Source organism: Massilia sp. Root418, assembly GCF_001425265.1.
Lineage (GTDB): Bacteria > Pseudomonadota > Gammaproteobacteria > Burkholderiales > Burkholderiaceae_D > Rugamonas.
This window is the reverse complement of record NZ_LMEC01000001.1, coordinates 537,295-563,439: the sequence shown is the minus strand read 5'-3', so window position 1 is coordinate 563,439 and position 26,145 is coordinate 537,295. Positions and strand designations below refer to the sequence as shown.

Below are 26,145 nucleotides of genomic sequence, written 5' to 3'. Positions count from 1 at the left end.
AACCACCATGACCAAGAAATTCATCCCTTACGCTAACGAGGCGGACGTGCTGCACATCGGCGGCCTGATGATAGAGAACCGCCTGGACCGCATCACCATCGCAGGCGATATCGACCTGACCCTGGACCAGGCCGGGCAGGCCGACGCGCGCGCCTTGCACGCGCTGTTGGGCGATGTGCTGGCCAAACTCGAGGCGCAAGCCCTGCCGGAAAAACTGCCGGCGGCCGAAGTGAGTACCGTCAAAAATCCATTTGAATGACATTACTGCAGCGATTTTGCTTGCAACGTGAGTAAATTTCAGGCAGATTCGCTCCATGGATACTCATGACCTGCAAATTCTCCAGCTGATCCAATCCGACAACCGGCGCCCGGCAGCCGAGATCGGGCAGGAGATCGGCTTGTCCGTCTCTGCCGTCAGCGACCGGCTGCGGCGCCTCAATGCTTCCGGCGCCGTAGCAGCCAACCGCGCGGTGCTCGATCCGGCGCGGGTCGGCATCACAGTCTGCGCCTTTATTTTTATCGACCTGGAACCGCGCGCCGACGAGGCGCTGTTCGCCGCCGCGCTGCGTTCGTTTGCCGAAGTGCAGGAGGCGCATCACGTCACCGGACCGCATTCCTGGCTGGTGAAAGTGCGCGTGCGCGACACCGCCGCGTTGCAGCGCTTCCTGGCCACGCAGCTCAAGCCGGTGCCCGGCGTGCTGCGCACCGAAACCATCATTGCGCTGGACACCGCCAAGGAAAGCACCGAGCTGGCGTTCAGCAGCGCGCAAGGGGAGGCGCCATGATCGAGATGGGGCCAACGCTGATGCGCGGCGCGCTGATCGGCTTTGCCATCGCCGCGCCGGTAGGGCCGGTTGGCCTGCTGTGCATCCGCCGCACCTTCGCGCACGGCGCCCGCACCGGCCTGGCCTCGGGCCTGGGCGCAGCCACGGCGGACGCCATGTACGGCCTGGTTGCCGCGCTGGGCGTGAGCGCGGTGGCCGCGCTGCTGCTGGAGCACGCCGCCATGCTGCGAGTCGTCGGCGGCTTGCTGATGGCCTGCCTCGGCATCGCCTCGCTGCGCCGCGCCCGCGCCATGCAGGCGCCGGGAGTCCCGCGCGCCACCGCGCAGCCGGCCGCCGGCGAGGCGCTGCGCGATGCGGCCCCTCTGCCGGCCGGTGCCGGGGTGCGCGGCCTGCCCGGCGTGCCCGGACTGTTCGGCGCCTTCGGAACCACCTTCGCGCTGACCGCTTCCAGCCCCATGACCATCCTGTCCTTTGCCGGCCTGCTGGCCGCCCTGGCGCCGCCGGACGGCAGCGTGAGCGGCGGCCTGATACTGGTGGCAGGCGTGTTCGCCGGCTCCATCGCCTGGTGGGCGCTGCTGGTGGGCGGCGTAGCGGCAAGCCGCAAGGCCGTCTCGCCCAGGCTGCTGCGCATGATCGAAGCGGTGTCCGGCGTGGCCTTGCTGGCGTTCGCGGCCTGGTCGCTCTTCACCGGCATGGCCATGGCATGAGCGCCGCCCACTTCAGCAGCGACGCACAGGTCGAAGCCATCGGCCTCCGGGTGCTGGCCTGCACGCTGCCGAAAGCCGAATGGACGCACGCCGCCCACCTGGCCGCTGCCGCCTGGGTGATCGCGGCGCGCAAGGACCTGGACCCGGCGCGCGACATGCCCGGCATCATCAGCGCCTACAACGTGGCCAGCGGCATCGCCAACACCGACACCGGCGGCTACCACGAAACCATCACGCAGGCGTCCTTGCGCGCCGTCGCGGCTTTCCTGGCATCCCAGCCGGCACATACGCCGCTGCACGTGGCCTGCAACGCCTTGCTTGCCTCGCCTTACGGCAGCAGGGACTGGCTGCTGCGGCATTGGTCGCAGGCGCTGCTGTTTTCGGCCGCCGCGCGCCGCCGCTGGATCGAACCGGATCTGGGGCCGCTGCCTTTTGCTGGCTGAGCTCCGCCAATCGGTGCTACAGTATCAGGCAGACCATGCCTATCCATTACGCCCGCAAACTCACCGGCAGCAAGCGTAGCCCCGACGGTAACCGCCACCTCGGCGTGCTGCTGTGCTTTGTCGCCGGGGCCATCAATGCAGGCGGTTTCCTCGCCGTGCGGCAGTACACCTCGCACCTGACCGGCATCATCTCCGCCATGGCCGATAACCTGGCGCTCAGCGCGTACAGCCTGGTGCTGCCCGGACTGGGCGCCTTGCTGTCCTTCCTGGCCGGCGCGGCCTGTTCTGCCATCATGGTCAACTACGCGCGCAGGCACAGGATGCACGGGGAATACGCGCTGCCGCTGCTGCTGGAAGCCTTGCTGCTGCTGGCCTTCGGCGTCATGGGTGCGCGGCTGGCCGGCATTCCCGGGCTGTTTGTGCCGCTCACCGTGATGGTGCTGTGTTTCATCATGGGGCTGCAGAACGCCCTGATCACCAAGGTGTCCAAGGCCGAGATCCGCACCACGCACGTAACCGGCATTGTCACCGACATCGGCATTGAAGTGGGCAAGCTGCTGTACTGGAACGGCGTGCTGGCGCCTGGCCAGCACCGGGTGGAAGCCAACCCGGAACGGCTGCGGCTGCTGGTGGCGCTGGTGTCTGCCTTCTTCGCCGGCGGCGTGTCCGGCGCGCTGGGCTTCCAGGCCCTGGGGTACTCGGCGACGGTGCCCCTGGCCCTGCTGCTGGTGGCCATGGCCATCGTGCCCGCCCTGGACGATTTGCTCGCCCGCGCACCCGCCAAATAAACCGGCTTGCACAATAATCCAATATGGTGGATACTTTATCCATCATGACGGATTCCTCCCTACATTTACTGATTGCCCAGCGCGTGCGCGAGCTGCGGGCGGCGCGCGGCCAGTCGCTGGAAGCGCTGGCCAACCACTGCGGCGTGAGCCGCTCCATGCTATCCCTGATCGAGCGCGGCGAAAGCAGCCCCACCGCCGTGGTGCTGGAGAAGCTGGCCACGGGCCTGGGCGTAACGCTGGCCTCGCTGTTCGAAGCGCCGGCGGCGCCGGGCGATCCGGTGTCGCGCCGCGCGCAGCAGCAGTCCTGGCGCGACCCGCATTCCGGCTACGTGCGGCGCAACCTATCGCCCACGGGCGTCGCTTCTCCCATCCAGCTGGTGGAAGTGGAGTTTCCGCCCGGAGGCCGCGTGGCCTACGACACGGCGGCGCGCGAGCCGCAGGTGCACCAGCAATTCTGGGTGCTGGACGGCGTCATCGACATCACCTACGGCGAGGAGCTGTTCCGGCTGGAGGCGGGCGACTGCTTTGCAATGGTGCTGGACCGCCCCATGGCCTTCCACAATCCCACCGGCAGCGTCACGCGCTACGCGGTTGCCATCACTACCACCACTACCACCACCCATTTCAGGAGTTGAGATGCAGGACTATGTCGTGCGCCGGCTGACGTGCGTCAGCGAGGCCCAAATTGAAGAACTGGCCGGCTTGCTGGCCGACTGCGTCGAGGGCGGCGCCTCGGTGAGCTTCATGCTGCCGCTGGGGATGGACAAGGCGCTGGCCTTCTGGCGCGGCGTGGCCGAAGGCGTGGCGCGCGGTGAACGCGCATTGCTGGTGGCGCAGGACGACAGCGGCATCCTGGGCACGGTGCAGCTGGTGCTGGCCCAGCCCGACAACCAGCCGCACCGCGCGGATGTGTCGAAGATGCTGGTGCGGCGCCGCGCGCGCCGGCGCGGCCTCGGCGAAGCACTGATGCGGCAGGCGGAGCAGTTGGCGCGCGACTGCGGCAAATGGCTGCTGGTGCTGGACACCGCCAGCCCGGACGCCGAACGTCTGTACGAGCGCCAGGGCTGGCAGCGGGTCGGCGTGGTGCCGGACTACGCGCTGATGCCGGACGGCGCACTGTGCGATACCGCCTTCTACTACCGCAAGCTGGAACCGCTGGCGCTGGACAATCCGGTCTGGGGCGCCCTGGTTGGCGCGCCGGACGGGCAGGGCGGCCATGCTGCGATGGCCCAGCGCAACGGCCTGGCGGTGCGTTATCCACGCGACGTGTCGCCCCTGGCGGGACTGCGCGAGCCGTCGCCGCAAGCGTTCAGCGACCTGCGGGCGCTGGTGGATATGGGCGAGGAAGTATGGCTGCTGACGCCCAATCCGCTGGCGCTGCCGCCCGAATGGGAAGTGGTGCGCGCGCGCTACATCGACCAGATGGTCTGCGCCGGCGCGCAGCCTGTGCCAGCTGTGCAGCCCATAGCGCATGCGTGGCCGCTGCTGGAGATGGGGGCTGACGACGTGCCGGACATGATCGCGCTGGCCGCCGAGACCAAGCCTGGGCCCTTCGTGCAAAAGACCATCACCATGGGCCGCTATCTCGGCGTGCGCACGGCGGACGGCCGCCTGGCGGCGATGTCGGGCACCCGCATGGCATTGGGGGAGTATACGGAGATCAGCGCCGTCTGCACCAGCCCGGACGCGCGCGGCGCGGGCCACGCGCGGGCCTTGATGCAGACGCTGATAGCGCAGATCCAGGCGTCCGGGAAAACGCCTTTCCTGCACGTGAAAACGGAAAACGGCGCCAAGCAAGTCTATGAAAAACTGGGCTTTGCCGTGCGCCGCGAAATCTGCTTCAGTGTGATCAGGCGCGTGGCCTGATCATTCCGCGAACACCTGGGCCGCAGGCGTGATCTTCACCGCCTCCGGCCTGATGTTCAGCTTCAGGTTGCCGATCACCTGGTCTTCGTCCAGCACTTCCTTCGGCTTGTTGCCGTCGTACTTGATGGGCGAAGGCGCGTCGCTGACCAGTTTCTCTTTCAAGCCAGCGGCATCCTTGGTGATCATCACTACCGACAGGTTCTTCGCCGACAGGTGCTTCTTCATCGCGGCGTTCACGTCCTCCACCGTCAGTTTCGACAGCCCGTCGCGCATCAGCCTGGTGAACTCGGGCGTGTTGTACCACTGCGAGTCGAGCGCGTAGCCCAGCTGCTGGTCCTGCGTGGAGGTCATGACGAAGACGTTCTTCATCAAGTAGCCGCGCGTGGTCTCAAACTGCTCCTTGCTCATGCCCTGGCTGAGCGCCTTGTCCAGCTCCGACAGCGCGATGCGCAGCGCAAAGTGGCCGTTTTCCGGCGCCACGGGGCGGATCCACACCTCGAACAGCTGCGCCTTGCGGCCCAGGTTGGGGTTGGGGAAGAACTGGAACATCCCGCGCGGGAAGGCCTCGGTGTAAGCGTAGTCGCCATAGTTCATGCCGCGCAGTTCGCGGATGCGCTGGTACAGCAGCGCGCTGGATGAACGGTGTTCGCCCAGCCAGGTCTTCACCATCCACAGCGCGGGGAAGTCGGGGTGCGAACGGGTGACGCTCAGCGGCAGGCCGAAGGAGATCGCGGTGGCGCGGGTGTTCTTCTCGATGATTTCCACTTCCAGGCCGTTCGGCATCTTGCCAACCGGCGCCGCGGTGGCGGGCAGGCCGGCGCCGTCAGGGAGCTTGGCCAGCGCCTGCTTCAGCGTGGCGGTCATCTCGTCGGACACGTCGCCGGAGATGCCGACGCGCACCGCGCCCCGGGTGTAGGCGCTCTTCCAGAAATTCTTCACGTCGTCCAGGGTGATGCTGTCCAGGCCCTTGCTGGTGCCCAGCACGGCGTGGCCGTAGCCGCTGCCGGCAAACACGTTGGTTTGCAGGCGTTCCTTGCCCAGCTCTTCCTCGTTGTTGTCCTTCAGGTCCGTTTGCAGCGCGTTCTTCTGCGCGTCCTTCAGGCGGCGGAAGTCTTCCTGGCGGAAGCCGGGCGACAGCAGCATGGGCAGCGCGATTTCGTTGAAGGCGGTCCAGTTGTCCTTGTGGATGGACCCGGTGAAGGTGGTCATTTCCTTGTCGGTCTGTTCGCTGAAGCTGCCGGCCATCGGGAAGAAGGCCTTGGCGATTTCATCGATCTTGCGGTCGGTGGAGCCGGCCGAGGCCACCATGGCGGCGGTCAGCGCCGCCAGGCCTTCCTTGCCGGCCGGGTCGTGCGCGGAACCGGCCGAGAACAGCAGCTTGTAGCGGATCTGCGGCAGGGCGGACTTCTGCACCAGCACGTCGATCTTGCCGTTGCCCGGCTTCGGCTCGAAGCTGGCCAGTTTCGGCAGCGTGGCGATGTCGGCCGGCAGCGTGGAATGCGACAGCGTGGTGACCACCATGGCGTCGTCCGTCAGGTACTTGCTGCCGGCGGCCAGCAGGTCGGCCGGGGTCAGCGAGTCCAGCACGCGGTAGTAGTTGTTGATGGTGCCGTAGGAGCGGTTGAAGTGCACGAAGGAAGCCAGCGTACCGGCGATCTGCTCGGTGTTGTCCAGCGAGCGGATCACGCCGTATTTCAGCGCGGACTTGGCTTCGGCCAGCGTCTTTTCGCTGACGGCCTCGGTGCGCGCCTTGGCGATGGTCTGCAGGATGGCGTCGCGCACGTAGATGGCGTCGTCGCCTTTTTTCACGCGGGCGCCGACCATGGCCAGGGTCGGATCGACGCGGTTGGGCGTGCTGTCGAACAGCTGGTCCACCTTTTGTTCGTCCTGCACCAGGCGCTTGAACAGCGGCGAGGTGCGGCCGAAGGACAGCGACAGCAGCATGGATAGCGCGGCCTGCTCCTTGGTCTTGTCCGAGAAGGCCGGGGCGCGGAAGGCCACGGTGACCAGCGGCAGGGTCGGCGTGGCCCACGGCACGTGCTTGTAGATGGCGCCTTTCGGAGCCGGCTCCACCGGCACCTCGGCCTTGTAGCTGCCGCGCTGCCATTTGCTCCAGTATTTTTCCACCATGGCGATGGCTTTGTCGGGCTCCACGTCGCCGGCCACGATGATGGTGGTGCGCTCGGGGCGGTACCAGCGGTCGAAGAACACCTTGGAGTAGGCGTACTGGTTGGGCATGTCCTCGATGTCCTTGATGAAGCCCATCGTGGTGTGCTTATAGGTGTGCTTCTCGAAGGCGGCGTCGCGCATCACCTCGAACAGCTTGGACATGGGGTTGGCGCTGTTCTTGTTGTATTCGCCCAGCACGGCGCGCGATTCGGTCTTGAACACGTCCTCGCCGTACGACAGGTGCTGGAAGCGGTCCGCCTCGACTTTGAGCACGGTGTCCAGGTCTTCCTTGGCGAACGTGGTGTAGTAGTTGGTCAGGTCGTCGCTGGTGTAGGCATTCTGGCGGGCGCCGGCCCTGGTGATGATGTCCTGGTATTTTTCAGGCGGGTAGTCCTTGGTGCCCCGGAACATCATGTGCTCGAAGAAGTGGGCGAAGCCGGACTTGCCTGGCTCTACTTCGTTGCGCGAGCCGGTCTGCACCGGGATCTGCAGCGAGACGATGTTGGGGAAGCCGGTAGGCACGACGATCACTTTCAAGCCATTGGCGAGGGTTTTCTCGGTGGCTTTGAAGGGCAGCAGATCGGCCTTGGCGGCGGTAGCCGCCGCAGGCGCGGCCATCGCGGGCGCGGCCAGTGCCAGGGTAAGGACTGGTATCAGCTTGGACACATGTTTCTCCTGTTTGTTTTAAAAAGCCACGCTTCCGTGTAGAGAGTGGCAACGCGGAAGAATAAAATATCCGGGCCCGGATGCATAGGCATTTCGGCGTGCTAACATGAAAGTAAAACGGCCCATCCCGAACAAGTAACAATATGAGCGCAACCACCGGTATCAATAGCATCGATGCACTGGCTTACAGCAGCTGGAGCCAGGTTCCCGGCACGGCTGCAACGCTGACTTACCGCTTTCTCGGCAGCGTGCCCGATGGCGCCACCGCGGACGATGCCAAGGGCTTCCAGATGATGACCTTTGCGCAGCAGCAGGCCACCCGGGCCGCGCTGGGCGCCTGGGCCGCCGTGGCCAAGCTGGACTTCGTGGAAGTGAGCAACGGCGGCCAGCTGCGCTTCGGCACCAACGACCAGAGCGTGGACAACAGCAGCGGCTACGCCTACCTGCCGGAACCGGGCGTGGCCTCGGTGGACCTGTACCTGAACAACCGCGGCTATTACAACAGCGTGTTCACGCCCGGCAGCTTCGGCCCGTCCGTGCTGCTGCACGAAATCGGCCATACGCTGGGCCTGAAGCATCCGGGCGATTATGACTCCGCCGGCGGCAGCGTGGATGGCCCATTCCTGCCATCCGCCACCGACAATACGGATTACTCGGTGATGTCCTACCACCAGTCCGGCAGCTTCAACGGCCGCTACGACGTGACGCCAATGCTGTACGACATCCAGGCCATCCAGTACCTGTACGGCGCGAACACCAGCTACCACGCCGGCGACGACGTGTATGCCTTTGGCAGCAGCCAGGCACCGGTCTGCATATGGGATGGCGGCGGCAACAACACCTTCGACTTTTCGGCCTGCTTCGGCGCCACCGAGATCGACCTGCACGCGGGTGCGTTCAGCGGCACCTCCACCGGCTTGACCAATGTGTCGATTGCCTACAACGTGGTGATACGCACGGTGCTGACCGGCGCCGGCGGCTCCAGCGTCACGCTGAACGACGCCGGCGACGTAATGAAGGGCGGCAGCGGCGCGGACGTGGTGCGGGTAGGCGCGGGCGACGATATCATCAACACGGGCGAGGGCGCCGATACGGTGGTGTTTAGCGGCCGCTTCGCCGACTATTCCATCGTCCGGACGGTGGACGAGGTGCGCGTGGCGGGGCAGGGGCTGGACGTGCTGTCGGGCGTGGAGCAGCTGCAGTTTGCGGACCTGCGCGTGAACGTGGTAGACCTCGCGATGAGCGGACCGGCCGGCGGCACCAGCGGCAACGATACGCTGCTGGCGGTGCCGGGCAATGAATTCATCGACGGCGGCCTGGGCCTCGATACGCTGGTCTACGCCAGCGCGCGCGGGCCCTACCTGGTGCGCGCGTCCGGCAAGGGCTACACCGTCACCGATGGCGGCGGCAGCGTGGACGTGCTGTCCGGCGTGGAGCGCATCGTCTTCAGCGATGGCGGCGTGGCGCTGGACGCGGACGGCGCGGCGGGCCAAGCTTACCGGCTGTACCGTGCGGGGCTGGACCGCGCGCCGGACAACGCGGGTCTGGGTTTCTGGATGTCGGCCATGGACAAGGGCCTGGACCTGAGCGAGGTGGCACGGGCCTTCCTGGGCAGTGCGGAGTTCAGCGGCCGCTACGGCAGCATGGACAACACACAATTCGTCACTCAGCTCTACAGCAGCGCGCTGCACCGTGCGCCGGACGAGGCCGGGCTGGCTTGGCATGTGGCAAACCTGAACAATGGACTGTCCCGCGAGACAGTGCTGATTGGCTTTGCGGAATCCTCCGAATGCCGCGATGCGGTGGCGGCCCTGATCGGCAACGGCATGGAATACACGCCGTTCGGCTAGGCATCCCCTTCTTGCGTGAGACTGATGCGGTTGCGGCCCATGTGCTTGGCGCGGTACAGCGCCGCGTCGGCGGTGGCAACCAGCTGGGAGGTTTCGTTCTCCGGCGCCGGCAGGGCGGTGGCGGCGCCTATGCTCACCGTGACGAACTGCTTGCCCGCGCCCAGGTTGGGCAGCTGCAGCTGCTCCACGCGGCAGCGGATGCGCTCCGCCACGATGGCCGCGCCTTTGAGGGACTGGTTGGGCAGGATCACCGCGAATTCCTCGCCGCCGTAGCGTGCCACCAGGTCGTTGGCGCGCATCTCGCTGGCCACCGCCGTGGCGATGCGTTTCAGGCATTCGTCGCCGCCCAGGTGGCCGTAGGCGTCGTTGTATTGCTTGAAGTTGTCGACATCGACCATCAGCAGCGACAGCGGCTGCTGCTGGCGCAGGGCGCGCTGCCACTCGGCGTGCAGGGTGCCGTCGAAGCAGCGCCGGTTGGCCAGGCCGGTGAGGCCGTCGCGCGTGGCCAGCTGCTCCAGCGCGATCTGGGCCTTCTTTTCGTCGGTCAGGTCGCGCAGGGTTTCCACCACGGCCACGATGGTGCCGTCCGTGTCGCGGATGGGGCTGGCGTCCACCGCCAGGTAGCGGCTGCGCCCAAGGCGGGGCATGTCGCACCAGTTCTCGGCGGTCAGGCTTTCTTCCTCCTCGGCGCGGCGCACGTGGCGGTCGTAGAGCTGGCCGGCATCGCCGCTGCGGCCCTGCACCACCAGATCGGCCAGCGTGGGGCGTGGCTGGTGGTAGAAGCAGCGCCAGTGGTCGGCGGTGCCCAGCACTTCGGCAGCTTTCACGCCGGTCAGCCGTTCGCAGGCACGGTTCCAGATCAGCACCCGCCCATGCAGGTCGAGTACGAAAGTGGGGATCACCAGCAGCTCCATGAGCCTGAGCGCCAGGCCTTGCTGCGGGCCGGTCTCCGCCGGGTCGAACAGATGCAGAACCTGTGGCATACGATTCCTTTTTTTATTTGTGCTGCGCGTTTTACTGCGATCCGTTGCTTCAATTCATTGTGCTGCGGCAATTCAACGGCTGGCTTGATGCGGAACAAAAGACGGTTGATTGGCCGCCCTGGCGGCGGTGGGAATGGAAATGGTGAGCGCGGTACCCTGGCCTGGCGTGCTGGCCAGCACGAAGCAGCCGCCGGCGGCTGCCACGCGGTGCTCGATGCCCAGCAGGCCGCAACCCTGGCGCGGCGGGCCTTCGCTCATGCCGACGCCGTTGTCGCGCACCGTCATGCTCAGTTCGTGCGCGTTGCGGCAGAGGGCGATGCGTACTTCGGTGGCGCCGGCGTGGCGCGCGATGTTGGACAGCGATTCCTGCAGCACGCGGAACACGGTGGCGTCGGCCGGGCAGGCGGCGTCGCTGCCGTATTGCGCTGATTCGAGCTGGTAATGGATGCCGTTGATGCGGGAGAATTCCGTCAGTTGCCGCTCCACCGCGCAGCGCAGGCCCTGTTCCAGCCCCACCGGCCTCAGGCCGTTGATGACGCCGCGCAGCGAGCGTACGGCGGCGTCGGTGTGCGCCAGCAGCGTGGCCAGGTGGCGGCGCGCGGCCGCCGGCAGGCCGGGCTGGTTCTGCAGCGCCGCCAGTTCCATTTTCAGCGTGAGCAGGTTTTGCCCCAGGTCGTCGTGGATGTCGCTGGCGATGCGCAGGCGTTCCTCGTGCAGCAGGCCAGCGCCGGCCGCGCCGGCGGCGTGCAGCGCACGTTCCAGCCGGCGGCAGCGCCACAGCAGTGCCAGCGAAAGGGCTGCCAGCAGCGCTGCGCACGCGGACAGGATTTCAACATGGAATGCGGTCATGGCAGGCTCCAGCTGTCGGGACAGCTATGAAAATATCCTGAACGCAATTAGTGCACTTTGTTAAATATCAAACTGTCAATCGGCTGTGCCTTATGGCTAACATCATTGCAACAGTTTATGGCTAGCCCGCTTTCGGCTATAATTGAAGGTTGACTATCGGGTTAATCATCGTGACTTACAGCATCAAAGAGATTTTCTACACCTTGCAAGGCGAGGGTGCCCACGCCGGCCGTCCGGCCGTGTTCTGCCGTTTCGCCGGTTGCAACCTGTGGACCGGCCGCGAAAGCGACCGCGCCACGGCGGTCTGCCAGTTCTGCGACACCGACTTTGTCGGCACGGACGGCGAGCGCGGCGGCAAGTTCGCCACCCCGCAGGTCCTGGCAGAGGTGATCAACAGCCTGTGGCCGGAAACCTATCCGGCCAGTAAGTACGTGGTGTTCACCGGCGGTGAGCCGCTGTTGCAGCTGGACGCGGCGCTGATCGCCGCCATGCACGCGGCGGGCTTTGAAATCGCGATCGAAACCAACGGTACCTTGCCGGTGCCCGAAGGCGTGGACTGGATCTGCGTGAGCCCGAAGATGGGTTCCAAGCTGGTTGTCCAAAAAGGCAATGAAATCAAGGTGGTGATCCCGCAAAAGGATCAGGACCTGGCGGCCTACGAGGGGCTGGACTTCGAGAACTTCTTCGTGCAGCCGATGGACGGCCCGCTGGCCGAATTCAATACCACGCTGGCGATCGAAACCTGCAAGCGCAATCCGAAATGGAAGCTGAGCCTGCAAACCCATAAACTGCTGCAAATACCTTAAGACTCAAGAATCAATATGCTGACCATCACCCGCAAGCTGGAATTCGACGCCGGCCACCGCATTCCCGACCACAAAAGCCAGTGCCGCAACCTGCACGGCCACCGCTACACCCTCGAAATCACGCTGACCGGCCAGGTCATCAACGCCGAAGGCAATTCCGACAACGGCATGATCATGGACTTCTCGGACGTGAAGACCATCGCCAAGGAGCACCTGGTGGACGTGTGGGACCACGCCTTCCTGGTCTACGAGAAGGACAGCGCGGTCAAGGAATTCCTGGCGTCGCTGCCGAACCATAAAACCGTGGTGATCGACCGCATTCCGACCGTGGAAAACCTGGCCGCGGTGGCGTGGGACATCCTGAAGGCCGCCTTCAAGGACCGCTACGGCACCGGCCTGCACCTGCACAAGCTGGTGCTGCACGAAACCCCTAACTGCTGGGCCGAGATCACCGATGCCTGATCCATCGCTGTCCACGGCGGGCGACGAGGCCTTCATGCGCGCCGCGCTGGAACAGGCGCAGTGCGCCTGGAACCAAGGCGAAGTGCCGGTGGGCGCCGTGGTCGTCAAGGACGGCGTGGTGATCGCACGCGGGTATAACCAGCCGATCGGCAAGCACGACCCCACCGCGCACGCCGAAATCGTGGCGCTGCGCGCCGCAGCCGAGGCGCTGGGCAACTACCGCCTGCCGGGCTGCGAACTGTACGTGACGCTGGAGCCGTGCGTGATGTGCTCCGGCGCCATGATGCATGCGCGCCTGGCGCGCATCGTCTACGGCGCGCCCGATCCCAAGACCGGCGCCTGCGGCTCGGTGGTCAACCTGTTCGAACAGGAGCAGCTCAACCACCACGCCCAGACCGTGGGCGGCGTGCTGGCCGACGATTGCGCCGGCCTGCTGAAAAGCTTTTTCGCTGCGCGCCGTGCCGAATCGGCACGCGCGGCAGCGGCGCGCAAGGCGGCTGTGGAGTAAAAGCCACTGCGGGCGCCGCCGCCCGCATTCGTGTTCCCCCTGCTCAGCGGTTGGTGCTATTCTGGTGCTGTGCTGGTGCAAACGGCAAGAAGCATTACCCGTGTGCAGGAGATTCAATGCGGTCCCCCAAACAGATAGCAGACGAGAGCGCACCTGGCGTGGTGCGCCTTGCCCTGGAGTTGCGTGCGCCCTGGGAACTGGGCGCAGCTTTCGCGGCTTACCCTTTCGCCCGCCTGGCGCCCGCCGGCGACGGCCATCCTGTCATGGTGTTTCCCGGCCTGGCGGCAGGCGACACCACCACCATCGTCTTGCGGCGCTTCCTCAGCGTCCGGGGCTACGACACCTATGCGTGGGAGCAGGGGCTGAATTTCGGCCCGCGGCCCGGCGTGCTGGAGGCGTGCAGGGACCGCATCGAGGAGATCCACCGGCGCACGGGACGCAAAGTCAGCCTGGTGGGCTGGAGCCTGGGAGGCGTGTACGCGCGCGAGATCGCCAAACTGATGCCCGATAAGGTACGCGTGGTGGTCACCCTAGGCTCGCCGTTTGCCTGCCATCCGAAGGCGACCAACGCCTGGCGCGTGTACCAGCTGGTGTCGGGCGAAAAGGAGATCGATGCGGCGCGCTTTGCCGCCCTGAAGCAGCGCCCGCCCGTGCCAACCACTTCCATCTTCAGCCGTACCGACGGCGTGGTGGCCTGGCAGTGCAGCATGGAGGAGGAGACGGCCGGCTCCGAAAACATCGAAGTGCATGCGAGCCATCTCGGCATGGGCGCCAACCCCACCGCGCTGTTTGCCGTGGCGGACCGGCTGGCGCAGCCCGAAGGCCAGTGGCGCCGTTTCGACCATGTGGCGCACACCGGCATCAAGAAGCTGCTGTACCGCGATCCCCGGCGCACGCCGCTGTTCCAAAACCTTTTTGGATGGTACTGATCATGCCTACTGCCCTCGCCAACGGTGTCACCATCGCTTACGAAACCAGTGGCGATCCTGCCGGGGCGCCGGTGCTGCTGATCATGGGACTGGGCATGCAGCTGATCTCGTGGCCGCAGGCATTCGTCGACGGCCTGGTGCAGCGCGGCTGCCACGTGATCCGCTACGACAACCGCGACAGCGGCCTGTCCACCAAGTTCGACGGCGCGGGCGTGCCCAACTTGCCGCTGTCCTATCTGAAGAATATCGTCGGCTGGCCGCTGCGCCCGGCCTATACGCTGGAAGACATGGCGGACGACGCGCACGGCCTGCTGGAGCACCTGCAGATACCGGAGGCGCATGTGATCGGCGTGTCCATGGGCGGCATGATCGCGCAGGTGTTCGCGGCGCGCCACGCGCGGCGCACGCGCAGCCTGACCTCCATCATGTCCAGCAGCGGCAGGCGCGGCTTGCCGGGGCCGACCCGCGCGGCGCGCAATTCGCTGCTCAGGCCAGCGCCGTCTGGCGCCACGCGCGAGCAGCTGATCGGGCATATGGTGGAGACTTTCCGCGTGATCGGCAGCCCGGATTTTCCGATGCCCGAGCATGAGCTGCGCGCCAACATCGGCCGCACGCTGGACCGCAGCCTGTGCCCGGCGGGCGTGGCGCGCCAGCTGGTGGCGATCGCTGCGAACGGCGACCGCAGCCGGCTGCTGAAGCAAATCCGCAAGCCCACGCTGGTGATCCACGGCGCCAACGATCCGCTGGTGCCGGTGGCTTGCGGGATCGACACCGCCAGCCAGATCGAGGGGGCCGCCTTGCACATCATCGAAGGCATGGGGCACGACATGCCGCCGCAGCTGATCGGCCGGCTGCTCGCCTTGATCGATCCGCACGTGCAGGGTAAGATGGCCCGGCATTCCCAGGCTGCCTGAACGCCCGGGTGCATACCTGGGATCGGACGAATTTGAGTACGCAAAAAATCGGGATAGCCATTGCCGCGCCAGGCGGCTACGCACTGGACGAGGCAGCGCTGGCGCGCGGTATCGCGCGCATGGAGGCGCAAGGCTGCGTGGTGCACAATTACTACGAGCCCGAACGCAAGTTCCAGCGTTTCGGCGGCACCGACGAGGCGCGCCTGGCGCAGCTGAATGCAGCGGCGGCCGATCCGGCCGTGCAGGTGGTGATGGCGTTGCGCGGTTCCTACGGCATCAGCCGCATCCTGCCCCAGATCGATTTCCGCGCCATGGCCGACAGCGGCAAGCTGTTCGTCGGCTACAGCGACTTCACCGCCTTCCACATGGGCTTGATGCAGGCCACGGGCGCCATCAGCTTTGCCGGCCCGATGGTCTGCGATGATTTCATCCGCGACGAGCCGGTGGACTACACGCTGAACCAGTTCTGGGACTGCCTGCGCGGCCCGGCGCACACGGTGCGCGGCACCGGCGCCGGCAACCCGGTGGTGGACGTGCAGGGCACGCTTTGGGGCGGCAACCTGGCCATGCTGGTGCATCTGCTGGGCACGCCGTATTTCGCCCGGATGGACGATGGCATCCTGTTCGTGGAAGACATCAACGAGCATCCGTACCGCATCGAACGCATGCTGCTGCAGCTGCTGCACGCGGGTGTTCTGGACAAGCAGAAGGCGCTGGTGCTGGGCGACGTATCAGGCTACAGGCTGGCGGCCTTCGACAACGGCTACGACTTCGACGCCATGCTGGCCTACATCCGTTCGCGCCTGGCGATACCGGTGCTGACCGGGCTGCCGTTCGGCCACATCAAGGAGCGCTGCACCTTGCCGTTCGGCGCCCAGGCGCGGCTGCTGTCCGACCCTTCCGGCGCCTTCGAGCTGACCGCCAGTGGCTACCCCACACTGGGGCATGGCTCGCGCTGATAGCGCGTCCGTTTGACCCGGCGCAAACCACGTCCGGATCGCCAGGCGGACAATGGATCTTCCCCATCCTCAGCCTGGAGCGATGATGAACTCCAACGACCAGCCGCCGGCCTCGCTTGACTTCCTGCCGCGCCGTGCCAATGATAGAGCTATGCTCTCCCGTATTATCAACTTGGAAAAGGAAATGGTGGCCGTGAGGACTACCGTGGAGGTTATTCGTTCAAATTATGTGACCAAGGAAGACCTGGTGCGGGCAGAAGGGGCCTTGCGTGTGGAGATCCACAAGGAGTTGCAACTGATGACTTGGCGCATCATTGGCGTCGCAGGCGCGCTGGTAGGAGCGGTTTATTTCATCGCCCGTTATGTTCACTGAGCCCGGCTGACGCCCCGCCCGTAGAGTGGTAGAATGTCAGGTTGTGAAATTTACCGCTTTAAGGGCCTCCAGTCGTGCTATCCACCGCAAACATTACCATGCAGTTCGGCGCCAAGCCGCTGTTCGAAAATATTTCCGTCAAGTTCGGCGACGGCAACCGCTATGGCCTGATCGGCGCCAACGGCTGCGGCAAGTCGACCTTCATGAAAATCCTGGGCGGCGACCTGGAACCGTCGGCCGGCAACGTGGCGCTGGACGTCAACGAGCGCCTCGGCAAGCTGCGCCAGGACCAGTTCGCCTATGAGGAAATGCGCGTGCTGGACGTGGTCATGATGGGCCACACCGAGATGTGGGCCGCCATGCAGGAACGCGACGCCATCTACGCCAACCCGGACGCCACCGACGACGACTACATGCGCGCGGCCGACCTGGAAGGCAAAGTCTCCGAATACGACGGCTACACCGCCGAATCGCGCGCGGGCGAACTGCTGCTGGGCGCCGGCGTCGATATCTCGCTGCACCAGGGACCGATGAGCAACGTCTCGCCGGGCTGGAAGCTGCGCGTGCTGCTGGCCCAGGCCCTGTTCTCGAACCCGGACATCCTGCTGCTCGACGAGCCGACCAACAACCTGGACATCAACACCATCCGCTGGCTGGAAGACGTGCTGAACGAGCGCAACTCCACCATGATCATCATTTCCCACGACCGCCACTTCCTGAACCAGGTGTGCACCCACGTGGCCGACATGGATTACGGCACACTGAAGATCTATCCGGGCAATTACGACGAATACATGCTGGCCTCGACTCAGGCCCGCAACCAGCAACTGGCCAACAACGCCAAGGCGAAAGAAAAAGTCGCCGAGCTGCAGGACTTCGTGCGCCGCTTCTCGGCCAATAAATCCAAGGCCCGCCAGGCTACCTCGCGCGCCAAGATGATCGACAAGATCAAGGTCGAGGACATGAAACCGTCCTCGCGCGCCTATCCCTTCGTGCGCTTCGACGGCGAGAAGAAACTGCACCGCCTGGCCGTGGAAACCGAAAACATCTCCAAGGCCTACGACCGCCAGCTGTTCAAGAACTTCAGCATCATGGTGGAAGCTGGCGAGCGCATTGCGATCATCGGCGCCAACGGTGCCGGTAAAACCACGCTGCTGCGCTGCATCGGCGGCGAAGAGATCACGGGCCTGAACGCTGACACCGGCCGCATCAAGTGGGCGGAAAACGCCAACGTGGGCTACATGCCGCAGGATCCGACCGAGGAATTCGCCACCGACCTGACGCTGACCGACTGGATGGGCCGCTGGACCAAGGAAGGCGACGACGACCAGGCCGTCCGTTCCATCCTGGGCCGCCTGCTGTTCGGCGGCGACGAAGTGAAGAAGTCCGTGCGCGTGCTGTCGGGCGGTGAAAAGGGCCGCATGATGTACGGCAAGCTGATGCTGGGCCGCCACAACGTGCTGCTGCTGGACGAACCGACCAACCACATGGACATGGAATCGATCGAGTCGCTGAACATCGCGCTGGACAAGTATGCCGGCACCCTGATCTTCGTCTCCCATGACCGCGAGTTCGTTTCCTCGCTGGCCAACCGCATCCTGGAAGTCAAGGAAAATGAAATCGTCGACTTCCGCGGCAACTACGAAGAATATCTGACCAGCCAGGGCATCAACTAACCTCAGAGCACCATGCAACAGACTCTCGCCATCAAGCCAGTCGAGTACGAGCATCCGCAACAAGGAACCAGCTGCGTTGCGCATGCCTGGGCTCGTACGCCAGCCACTCCCAGCGCGGAAGAACGCGTTGCCCTCAAGGAGCGCATCAAGCGCCTGCTGAAAGAAAAAGAAGCAGTGCTGGTTGCGCACTACTACGTCGACGCCGACTTGCAGGACCTGGCCGAGGAAACCGGCGGCTGCGTGTCGGACTCGCTGGAGATGGCGCGTTTCGGCCGTGACCACCCCGCCAAGACCCTGGTCGTGGCGGGCGTGCGCTTCATGGGCGAGACGGCCAAGATCCTCAGTCCCGAGAAGACCATCCTGATGCCGGACCTGGATGCGACCTGCTCGCTGGACCTGGGCTGCCCGGCCGACGAGTTCACAGCGTTCTGCGACCAGCATCCGGACCGCACCGTGGTGGTGTACGCCAACACCAGCGCCGCCGTGAAGGCGCGCGCCGACTGGATGGTGACCTCGTCGATCGGCCTGGACATCGTCAAGCACCTGCACGAGCAGGGCAAGAAGATCCTGTGGGCACCGGACAAACACCTGGGTTCCTACATCCAGAAGCAGACCGGCGCCGACATGCTGCTGTGGCAGGGCTCCTGCCTGGTGCACGATGAATTCAAGGGCGTGGAACTGGACCTGCTGAAGGCCGAATACCCGAACGCCAAGGTGTTGGTGCACCCCGAGTCGCCGGCCAACGTGGTGGAGCAGGCCGACGTGGTGGGCTCCACGTCGCAGATGATCGCGGCCGCCGCCAACATGGACGCGGACACCTTCATCGTCGCCACCGACAACGGCATCCTGCACAAGATGCGCGCCGCCGCGCCGGGCAAGACCTTCATTGAAGCGCCCACCGCCGGCAACAGCGCCACCTGCAAGAGCTGCGCGCACTGCCCGTGGATGGCCATGAACGGCCTGCAGAACCTGGCCGATGTGCTGGAGAACATGAAGAACGAAATCCACGTCGACCCCGCGGTCGGCGTGCTGGCCAAGCGCTCCATCGACCGCATGCTGGACTTCGCGGCCGCCAGGAAGGCCAAGGTGGCCCCAGGTGCCGATCTGGCGCAGGAAGCCAAACTTTTCCAGGGAATCGGACCCGCATGAGCACCTTGCGCAACCCCCATGCCCCATTTGACGCACCCCTGAAGGCGGCGTTTGAAGCGAACCTGCTGGCCGCGCTGCTGGAAGACGTCGGCACCGGCGACCTGACCGGGCAGCTGGTGCCTGCGGATGGCCGCAGCACCGCCCGTGTGATCGTGCGCGAAGATGCCGTGCTGTGCGGCGCGCCGTGGTTTGAGGGTGTGATGCTGGCCGTCGACGGCAGCATCAGCGTCACCTGGCATTACGCTGAAGGCGACATGATGAAGGCTGACAGCGCGGTCTGCACGCTGGAAGGCCCGTCGCGCGCGCTGCTCACCGGCGAACGCGCGGCGCTCAACTTCATGCAGCTGCTGTCCGGCGTGGCGACCGCCACGCGGCGCTACGTGCAGGTCGTGGAGGGCACCAATGCCCGCATACTGGACACCCGCAAAACCCTGCCAGGCCTGCGCCTGGCGCAGAAGTATGCGGTGCGCGTGGGCGGCGGCGCCAACCAGCGCATGGCGCTGTACGACGGCATCCTGATCAAGGAAAACCACATCGCGGCCGCTGGCGGCATTACCGCCGCGCTGGTGGCGGCCAAGCGCGTCGGCGCGGCTGCGGGCGAAGGCGTGACCATCCAGGTGGAAGTGGAGAACCTGGCGGAGCTGGAGGAAGCGCTGGCTGCCGGCGCCACTTCGGTCCTGCTGGACAACTTCGACCTCGGCATGATGCGCCAGGCAGTGCAGCTCAATGCCGGGCGCGCGCTGCTGGAAGGCTCGGGCGGCGTCAACCTGGACACCGTGCGCGGCATCGCCGAGACCGGCGTAGACCGCATTTCCATCGGCAGCCTGACCAAGGACATCCGCGCCACGGATTTTTCCCTGCGCATTATCGGCTGAGATTCTGCTTGCCCTGCGCTTCTTCCGCGTGCGCGGAAAAAGCGGTACTATCGTTCCGCAGCCCGCCTGAACCACACAGGAGTATGCGCATGAGGAATCGCAGCAGTATGCGGAACGATAGTCTTCATCCCGGCCCCGCGAGCGCCATCCATGGCTTTGCTGGCTAAGCTCCACGCCCGCCTCGCACGACTGAGCCTGCGCGCCCGGCTGCGCACCGTCATCACCTGCATCGCTATTCCCATGCTAGCCTCGGCGCTGCTGGTGCTACTCGTGCACGCCTATGCCGCATCGGCCTGGCACGCCTACGCCGAGCAGGACGAGCGCGCGCTGCAACTGGCCCTGAAAGGCAGTGCCTCATTGGCCGGCGTAGAATCGCCCGCCACTCGGCGCGCCACGCTGAGCGGCCTGCGCAGCCAGATGCGCGACATCGCTGCACTCAGCGAGGACCCAGGGGTGCGCGCCGCCGCGCAAGCCGTCACCTTGCGCACTTACGAATACGAAACCGCCAAGGCGGCCCCGCCGGCACCACTGTCGCCGCTGCTCGACGAGCTGGCCGCGCAGGCCTCGGGCGCGGCCGCCAGAGCGCAGGCGCACGCCGTGCTGCTGGGGCGCATGGCGATGCTCGCCATGGTGCTCCTGCCAGCCCTGGCGCTGGCCGGGGCGGTAGCGCTGGCGAGCAGCATCACGCGCAGCATCGACGGTACGCTGCGCGACTGTATCGCCTTTGCCGGCGATATCGCCGCCGGCAATTTCAGCCATGGCAGCAGTGCGGCGCGCCCGGCCGCGCGTGCGCGCCGCATCGACGCCGATCCTGACAGCGCCAGCGAATTCGACATCCTGGTACGCTCCATGAACCGCATCGCCGATGAAACCATCACCGCCGCCGAGCGCGAAGTGGAGCAGACCTCGCGGCTGGAGCGGGTGGAGCGCGCCTGGGCGCTGCGCTCGGCCTGCAGCAAATCGCTGGTGCAGGCGGAAGGCGAGGCCGAGCTGGTGGGCGCCATCTGCTCCCACCTGGTGGAGCTGGGCGGCTACCGCGTGGCCTGGGTGGGCTATGCGCGCGACGACGAGGCGCAAAGCGTGGAAGTGGCGGCGCACGCCGGCACCGACGCCGCTTATGTGCACGGCCTGCACCTGAGCTGGGGCGCGGACGTGCACAAGCAGGGCGGCTTCGGCACCACCATCCACCAGAACCGCATGCTGACCACCAGCCAGCTTGCTTCGGACCTCGTGTTCACCTGCTGGCGCGAACTGACGCCGCCGCACGGCCTGTCGTCGGCGCTGGCGCTGCCGCTTGGCGACGGCGGCGGCAAGCCTTTCGGTGTGCTCGGCATCTACTCCGAACGGACCCGCGCGTTCGAAGACGAGGAGCTGCAGCTGCTGCGCGACCTGGCCGACGACCTGGCGTTCGGCATCGCCAGCCGGCGCCAGTCCGGCCAGCGCCGGCGCGCCGAGGAGCAGCTGGCGCACCACGTCAACTACGACAGCCTGACCGGGCTGGCCCGCATGGAAACGCTGCAGGCGCAGCTGCCGGCGCTGGCGGAGCAGGCCCGTTCGGGCAACCGGAAGCTGGCCGCGCTGCACGTCAACCTGGACCATTTCAAGGACGTCAACAACACGCTGGGCCGCGCCGGTGGCGACCAAGTGCTGCAGCAGGCTGCGCAACGGCTCTCGCAAAGCGCGGGCGAGGGCGCGCTGCTGGCGCGGACCGGGGCCGACGAATTCATCGTCCTGCTGCCCTTGCAGGCAGCGGCCGACGCCGCGCAGGCCGCCGCGCGCATGGTGTCCCGGCTGGCCGAAGCCGTGCCGGAGGGCGTGCTGCCGGCAGGGGCACCCGCCATCCGGCCGGCCGGCTCGGTCGGCATCAGCGTGTACCCGGACGACAGCGCGCAGCCCGGCGACCTGCTGCGCAACGCCGGCCTGGCCATGCAGGAAGCCAAGCGGCAGGGCGGCAATACCTACCGCTACTACGCGCCCGAGCTGAACGCCCGCATGGCGTCGCGCTTCGTGATGGAGTCCGAGCTGAGCCGCGCGCTGGAGCGGAATGAGCTCGCCATGCACTACCAGCCGCAGTGCAATCTGCAAACCGGCGTGGTCATCGGCGCCGAGGCGCTGATGCGCTGGAAGCACCCCACGCGCGGCATGGTGGCGCCGGGTGAATTCATCAAGCTGGCCGAGGAAACCGGCCTGGTTCTGCCGCTCGGTGCGTGGGCAATCGACAATGTGTGCGCCCAGCTCAAGGCCTGGCGCGAAAGCGGCGTCAAGGCGCCGCCGGTGGCGGTGAACCTGTCGGCCAGGCAGTTCCAGCAGAAGGACCTGGTGCAGACCGTGCGCCGCGCGCTGGAAAGCACCGGCACGCCGGCGCGCCAGCTGGTGCTGGAGCTGACCGAAAGCGCCGTGATGCACGACGTGGAAGGCGCCATCCGCACGCTCAATGAGCTCAAGGAGGTGGGCGTCGGCATCTCGCTGGACGATTTCGGCACCGGCTATTCCTCGCTGAGCCATCTGCGGCGCTTCCCGATCGACCACCTCAAGATCGACCAGTCCTTCGTGCGCGACATCACCACCTCGCCCGACGATGCCGCCATCTGCAATGCGGTGATCGGTCTGGCGCACAATCTGCGCGTGGGCGTGGTGGCCGAGGGCGTGGAGACGGACGAGCAGATGAACTATCTGCGGCGGCGCTTCTGCGACAGCATGCAGGGCTTCCTGTTCAGCAAAGCGGTGCCGCCCGAAGCCTTCGCCCAGCTGCTTGCCAGCGGCAAGAAGCTGGTCCTGCCCGACGCGGCCGAGGCGCCGCGCACCCTGCTGCTGCTGGACGACGAGCCCAACATCATCCGCGCGCTGAACCGCGCGCTGCGCCTGGACGGCTACAAGATCCTGGCTGCCACCAGTGCAGCCGACGCGCTCAAGCTGCTGGCCATGAATCCGGTGCAGGTGGTGCTATCGGACCAGCGCATGCCGGAAATGAGCGGCATCGAGTTCCTCAGCCGCGTCAAGGAGCTGTATCCGGACACGGTACGCATCATCCTGTCCGGTTACGCGGACCTGGATTCCGTCATCGACGCCATCAACCGCGGCGCCGTGTACCGTTATTTCACCAAGCCCTGGGACGACGAGCAGCTGCGCGAATGCGTACAGGAAGCGTTCCGCCACCAGCAACTGGTCGCCATTTGATCTGCGTCAACTCCTGTTTAGCATTAAAACTTTCCTAACGGCAAATAAAGTACTAACATGTACTTGTAGCAGCCGGTCTATACCGCTGCCGTTGTGAACAGGAGATGCCGCTTCATGCGTTTGCTTGCCGAGTTCGATAACCGCCTGGCGCGCCTCAGCCTGCACGGAAGGCTGTGGGGCGTGGTGGCCAGCCTGGCCCTGCCGATGCTGCTGGCGGCGCTGGTGGCAGCGATGTTTCACCTATATGCCGTCCAGGCCTGGCGCGTTTACAGCGGGCAGGAGCAGTACGCCCTGGAGCTGGCGCTGACGGCGGGCGCGGACCTCCGCCAGCTGGAAGCGCCCGCCACCCGCCAGGCGGCGCTGCAGACGCTGCGCGAGCGCATGCGTACCGTCGCGGCGCTGAGCGGCGAAGCCAGCGTACGGCGCGCCGCGCAGGCGGCGACGACCCTCAGTTACGAATTCGATGCCGGCACCGGCGCCCAGGCAGGCAGCGGCGCGTCCCCCGGTGCTGCGCTGGCGCCGCTGCTGGAAACCCTGCGCGCACGGGCTGCGGAAGCGTCCGCAAAAGGGCGGGCGCGCGCGTCCGGCATGGGCATGACCGCGCTGGTGGCCATATTGCTGCTGCCGGCGCTGGCCGTGGCGGCCGGGGTCGCGCTGGCGCGCCGCCTCACCCACAGCATAGACGGCACGCTGCGCGACTGCATTGCCTTCGCCGGTGCCATTGCCTCGGACAACTTCAGCCACGGCGGCAGCCAGGCCCGCGCCTCCGTGCGCGCCACGCGCATGAATGTGGACGCCGACAGCGCCAGCGAGTTCGACATCCTGGTGCGCTCCATGAACCGCATTGCCGACGAAACCACGATTGCCGCCAAGCGTGGCGCCGCCCAGAGCGCGCGCCTGCTGCACCTGGAACGGTCCTGGGCGCTGTTTTCTGCGTGCGCGCAGTCGCAGCTGCGGGCGGCGGACGACAAGGAGTTGATGACTGCCGTGTGCGCCCACCTGTGCGAGCACGGCGGCTATCGCGCGGCCTGGGTCGGCTATGCGCTCGACGACGAAGCGCGCAGCATCGAGGTGGCAGCCCATGCGGGGACGGACGCCAGCTACATCCACAAGCTGGCCCTGTCCTGGGGCGACGACGCGCACCAGCAGGGCGGTTTCGGCACCGCCATCCACCAGGACCGCACCATGACGACAGGCGAACTGGCGGAGGACCTGGTGTTCAATGCGGAGGGCCGTCCGGCCGTGCCGCATGGCCTGCTGGCGGCCGCAGCGCTGCCGCTGCGCACCGATCCCGACGCCGCGCCATTCGCCGTGCTGGGGCTGTATTCGGCCAAGGCGGATGTGTTCACCAGCCAGGAACTGGCGCTGCTGCAGCAAGTGGCGGACGACCTGGTGCTGGGCATTGCCCGCTGCCGCCTGCACGCGCAGTGCGTGCAGCAGGCCGAGGCCGCCGCAGTGCATCCGGTCTATTACGACAACCTGACCGGCCTGGCTACGCTGGAAACCGCGCAGCGCCAGCTGGCCCCCTTGGCAGAACAGGCTGCCGCAGCGCACCGGAAGCTGGGCTGCCTGCACATCAACCTGGACAGTTTCGAGATCATCAACGAGAAGCTGGGTTACGCCGTCGCCGACCAGTTGCTGGTGCAGGCGGCGCTGCGGCTGGCGCAGGCAGCGGGCGACAAGGCCGTGCTGGCCCGGCCCGGGGCGGACGAGTTCATCGTACTGCTGCCAGGCCTGGCGTCCGCCGCGCACGCAGGCAAAATCGCCGCGCGCGTGGCCGCCACGCTGGGACAGGAAATCGACGCCAGCCTGCTGCCGCCCGGCACCCCGCAGCTCAAGCTGATGTGTTCGACCGGCATCGCGGTCTATCCCGACGATTGCGAGGACGCCGCCGGCCTGTTGCCGCACGCGTTGCAGGCCATGCAGCAAGCCAAGGAGCGGGGCGGCAATATGCACCGCTACTATGCGGAGTCCCTGAACGCGCAGGTGGCGCAGCGCAGCGCCATGGAACTGGCCTTGCGCCGTGCGCTGGACCGGGGCGAATTGCTGCTGTTCTACCAACCGCAAAACAGCCTGGCCCACGGCGGTGTGGTCGGTTGCGAGGCGCTGATGCGCTGGCAGCACCCGCAGCGCGGCCTGCTGGCGCCGCTGGAGTTCATCCGGCAGGCCGAAGAAACCGGGCTGGTGATGCCGGTGGGCGCCTGGGCTATCGAACGCGCCTGCCGCCAGATCAAGGAATGGACGGGGCTGGGCTTGCAGGTGCCGCCGGTGGCGGTGAACCTGTCGCCCAGCCAGTTCCGGCTGCCCGGCCTGGCGGACAGCGTGCGGCACGCGCTGGCTGGACATGGCGTGCCGGGCGCGGCCCTCATGATCGAAGTGAACGAAGCGGCCCTGATGCAGGACGCTGATGCTTCCGCCGCCGTGCTGGCCGAACTCAAGGCGTTGGGCGTGGGCATCACACTGGACGATTTCGGCAACGGCCAGGCATCGCTGGCCTGCCTGCAGCGCTTCCCGGTGGACCGCCTGAAGATCGACCCAGCGCTGGTGCACGAACTGGCCACCTCGCAAGCCGCTGCCGTGCTGTGCGGCGCCATCATTTCGCTGGCCCATACGCTGGGCATCAAGGTGGTTGCCGACGGCGTGGACAGCGAAGCACAGTTGAACGGCCTGCGCAATCAGCGCTGCGACGTCATGCAAGGGGCGCTGTTCAGCAAGCCGCTGCCGGCGGACAGCTTCGCCACCTTGCTTGCGGCCGGCAAGAAGCTGACGCTGTCGGCCAGGTCCGTCCAGGGGCAGTCCGGGCAAGCCGTGGCGCAAGGCGAACATCATGCTCAGCCCCAGGCCCAGCGCTGCATGCTGCTGGTTGACGCGGAGGCGGCCACACTGCGCGCCCTGAACCGCGTGCTGAAAAGCGAAGGCTGCAAGATCCTCGCTGCCGCCAGCGGCGAGGATGCCCTGGCGCTGCTGGAAGCGAACGCGGTGCACGTCGTGGTGTGCGGCGACCAGTTGCCGGACATGGCCGGTGCCGGCTTCCTTGCCCAGGTGGCGCAGCAGCATCCAGCTTCGGAGCGCATCCTGCTGACTGGCGACGCGGGCTTCGCGCAAGCATTGGAGGCCCTCAACAGCGGCGCGGCCAACCGCATCTTCCCCAAGCCCTGGAGCGACGCCCAGCTGCGCGACTGCGTCCACCCGCCGCTACGCGCCGCGTAAC

General features: G+C 66.3%; 22 protein-coding genes and 2 pseudogenes. 21 read left to right on the top strand and 3 right to left on the bottom strand.

The annotated features are described in order from the left end of the window. Positions 1-7: 7 nt before the first annotated feature. The 8 genes and pseudogenes from ASC94_RS02305 to ASC94_RS34120 all read left to right on the top strand — a co-directional run bounded on the left by ASC94_RS02305 (position 8) and on the right by ASC94_RS34120 (position 4,589). A complete protein-coding gene (locus ASC94_RS02305; RefSeq protein ID WP_056390154.1) occupies positions 8-259 on the top strand; it encodes a hypothetical protein in 252 nt (83 codons plus the stop codon). Between the two features lie 55 nt (positions 260-314). Next, positions 315-785, top strand: a complete 471-nt coding sequence (locus tag ASC94_RS02300) for an Lrp/AsnC family transcriptional regulator (protein ID WP_056390151.1) — start codon at positions 315-317, stop codon at positions 783-785. Next, on the top strand, positions 782-1,492 hold the full coding sequence (locus ASC94_RS02295) for a LysE family translocator (protein ID WP_056390149.1): 711 nt from the start codon (positions 782-784) through the stop codon (positions 1,490-1,492). Before ASC94_RS02300 ends, ASC94_RS02295 begins: the two co-directional genes overlap by 4 nt. After that, positions 1,489-1,935 carry a hypothetical protein gene (locus tag ASC94_RS02290; protein ID WP_056390146.1) on the top strand — a complete coding sequence of 149 codons (447 nt, stop codon included), beginning with the start codon at positions 1,489-1,491 and terminating at the stop codon, positions 1,933-1,935. The genes ASC94_RS02295 and ASC94_RS02290 overlap by 4 nt, the downstream gene beginning before the upstream one ends. Before the next feature lie 35 nt (positions 1,936-1,970). After that, positions 1,971-2,708 (top strand): annotated as a pseudogene (locus ASC94_RS02285) (YoaK family protein); the annotation flags it as partial. Positions 2,709-2,767: 59 nt separating this feature from the next. After that, on the top strand, positions 2,768-3,358 hold the full coding sequence (locus tag ASC94_RS02280) for a helix-turn-helix domain-containing protein (RefSeq protein WP_229417141.1): 591 nt from the start codon (positions 2,768-2,770) through the stop codon (positions 3,356-3,358). 1 nt (position 3,359) lies between these two features. Further along, positions 3,360-3,872, top strand: a pseudogene (locus tag ASC94_RS33450) (N-acetyltransferase family protein); the annotation flags it as partial. 75 nt (positions 3,873-3,947) lie between these two features. After that, a complete protein-coding gene (locus tag ASC94_RS34120; RefSeq protein ID WP_307718830.1) occupies positions 3,948-4,589 on the top strand; it encodes a GNAT family N-acetyltransferase in 642 nt (213 codons plus the stop codon). On the opposite strand, the gene ASC94_RS02270 is transcribed toward ASC94_RS34120, so the two are convergent. After that, positions 4,590-7,424, bottom strand: coding sequence for a pitrilysin family protein (locus ASC94_RS02270; RefSeq protein ID WP_056390137.1), 2,835 nt, complete (start codon positions 7,422-7,424; stop codon positions 4,590-4,592). A 143-nt stretch (positions 7,425-7,567) separates the two neighbouring features. Here ASC94_RS02270 and ASC94_RS02265 point away from each other — a divergent pair, with 143 nt between their 5' ends. Then, on the top strand, positions 7,568-9,274 hold the full coding sequence (locus ASC94_RS02265) for a DUF4214 domain-containing protein (protein WP_056390134.1): 1,707 nt from the start codon (positions 7,568-7,570) through the stop codon (positions 9,272-9,274). Here the strand turns inward: ASC94_RS02265 and ASC94_RS02260 are convergent. Next, positions 9,271-10,257 carry a diguanylate cyclase gene (locus ASC94_RS02260; RefSeq protein ID WP_056390131.1) on the bottom strand — a complete coding sequence of 329 codons (987 nt, stop codon included), beginning with the start codon at positions 10,255-10,257 and terminating at the stop codon, positions 9,271-9,273. The two genes, ASC94_RS02265 and ASC94_RS02260, sit on opposite strands and share 4 nt — an antisense overlap. Positions 10,258-10,329: 72 nt before the next feature. Beyond that, positions 10,330-11,106, bottom strand: a complete 777-nt coding sequence (locus ASC94_RS02255) for a sensor histidine kinase (RefSeq protein WP_056390128.1) — start codon at positions 11,104-11,106, stop codon at positions 10,330-10,332. A gap of 170 nt (positions 11,107-11,276) precedes the next feature. On the opposite strand from ASC94_RS02255, the gene queE reads away from it, so the two are divergent. From queE to ASC94_RS02195, 12 genes are all read left to right on the top strand, one after another. Beyond that, positions 11,277-11,912 (top strand): 7-carboxy-7-deazaguanine synthase, encoded by a 636-nt coding sequence (queE, locus tag ASC94_RS02250; protein ID WP_056390123.1) that lies wholly within the window; start codon positions 11,277-11,279, stop codon positions 11,910-11,912. Between the two features lie 15 nt (positions 11,913-11,927). Beyond that, complete coding sequence (gene queD, locus ASC94_RS02245; RefSeq protein ID WP_056390122.1) at positions 11,928-12,374, top strand: 6-carboxytetrahydropterin synthase QueD; 447 nt, start codon at positions 11,928-11,930, stop codon at positions 12,372-12,374. Next, a complete protein-coding gene (gene tadA, locus ASC94_RS02240; protein WP_056390119.1) occupies positions 12,367-12,882 on the top strand; it encodes a tRNA adenosine(34) deaminase TadA in 516 nt (171 codons plus the stop codon). The genes queD and tadA overlap by 8 nt, the downstream gene beginning before the upstream one ends. 116 nt (positions 12,883-12,998) lie before the next feature. Next, on the top strand, positions 12,999-13,811 hold the full coding sequence (locus ASC94_RS02235; protein WP_056390117.1) for a triacylglycerol lipase: 813 nt from the start codon (positions 12,999-13,001) through the stop codon (positions 13,809-13,811). Between the two features lie 2 nt (positions 13,812-13,813). Next, positions 13,814-14,725 (top strand): alpha/beta fold hydrolase, encoded by a 912-nt coding sequence (locus tag ASC94_RS02230; RefSeq protein ID WP_056392036.1) that lies wholly within the window; start codon positions 13,814-13,816, stop codon positions 14,723-14,725. Between the two features lie 32 nt (positions 14,726-14,757). Then, the gene (gene ldcA, locus ASC94_RS02225; protein WP_056390107.1) at positions 14,758-15,684 is read left to right on the top strand and encodes a muramoyltetrapeptide carboxypeptidase; all 927 of its coding nucleotides are present in this window, start codon (positions 14,758-14,760) and stop codon (positions 15,682-15,684) included. A gap of 82 nt (positions 15,685-15,766) precedes the next feature. Then, positions 15,767-16,057 (top strand): hypothetical protein, encoded by a 291-nt coding sequence (locus ASC94_RS02220; RefSeq protein WP_056390103.1) that lies wholly within the window; start codon positions 15,767-15,769, stop codon positions 16,055-16,057. 74 nt (positions 16,058-16,131) lie between these two features. Then, on the top strand, positions 16,132-17,733 hold the full coding sequence (locus ASC94_RS02215) for an ABC-F family ATPase (RefSeq protein ID WP_082616041.1): 1,602 nt from the start codon (positions 16,132-16,134) through the stop codon (positions 17,731-17,733). Between the two features lie 12 nt (positions 17,734-17,745). Then, on the top strand, positions 17,746-18,882 hold the full coding sequence (nadA, locus tag ASC94_RS02210; protein WP_056390090.1) for a quinolinate synthase NadA: 1,137 nt from the start codon (positions 17,746-17,748) through the stop codon (positions 18,880-18,882). Further along, positions 18,879-19,757 (top strand): carboxylating nicotinate-nucleotide diphosphorylase, encoded by an 879-nt coding sequence (gene nadC, locus ASC94_RS02205; protein ID WP_056390087.1) that lies wholly within the window; start codon positions 18,879-18,881, stop codon positions 19,755-19,757. The genes nadA and nadC overlap by 4 nt, the downstream gene beginning before the upstream one ends. 150 nt (positions 19,758-19,907) lie before the next feature. Continuing rightward, complete coding sequence (locus tag ASC94_RS02200; protein ID WP_056390085.1) at positions 19,908-22,934, top strand: EAL domain-containing protein; 3,027 nt, start codon at positions 19,908-19,910, stop codon at positions 22,932-22,934. 114 nt (positions 22,935-23,048) lie between these two features. Further along, on the top strand, positions 23,049-26,144 hold the full coding sequence (locus ASC94_RS02195) for an EAL domain-containing protein (RefSeq protein WP_056390082.1): 3,096 nt from the start codon (positions 23,049-23,051) through the stop codon (positions 26,142-26,144). Position 26,145: the final 1 nt, after the last annotated feature.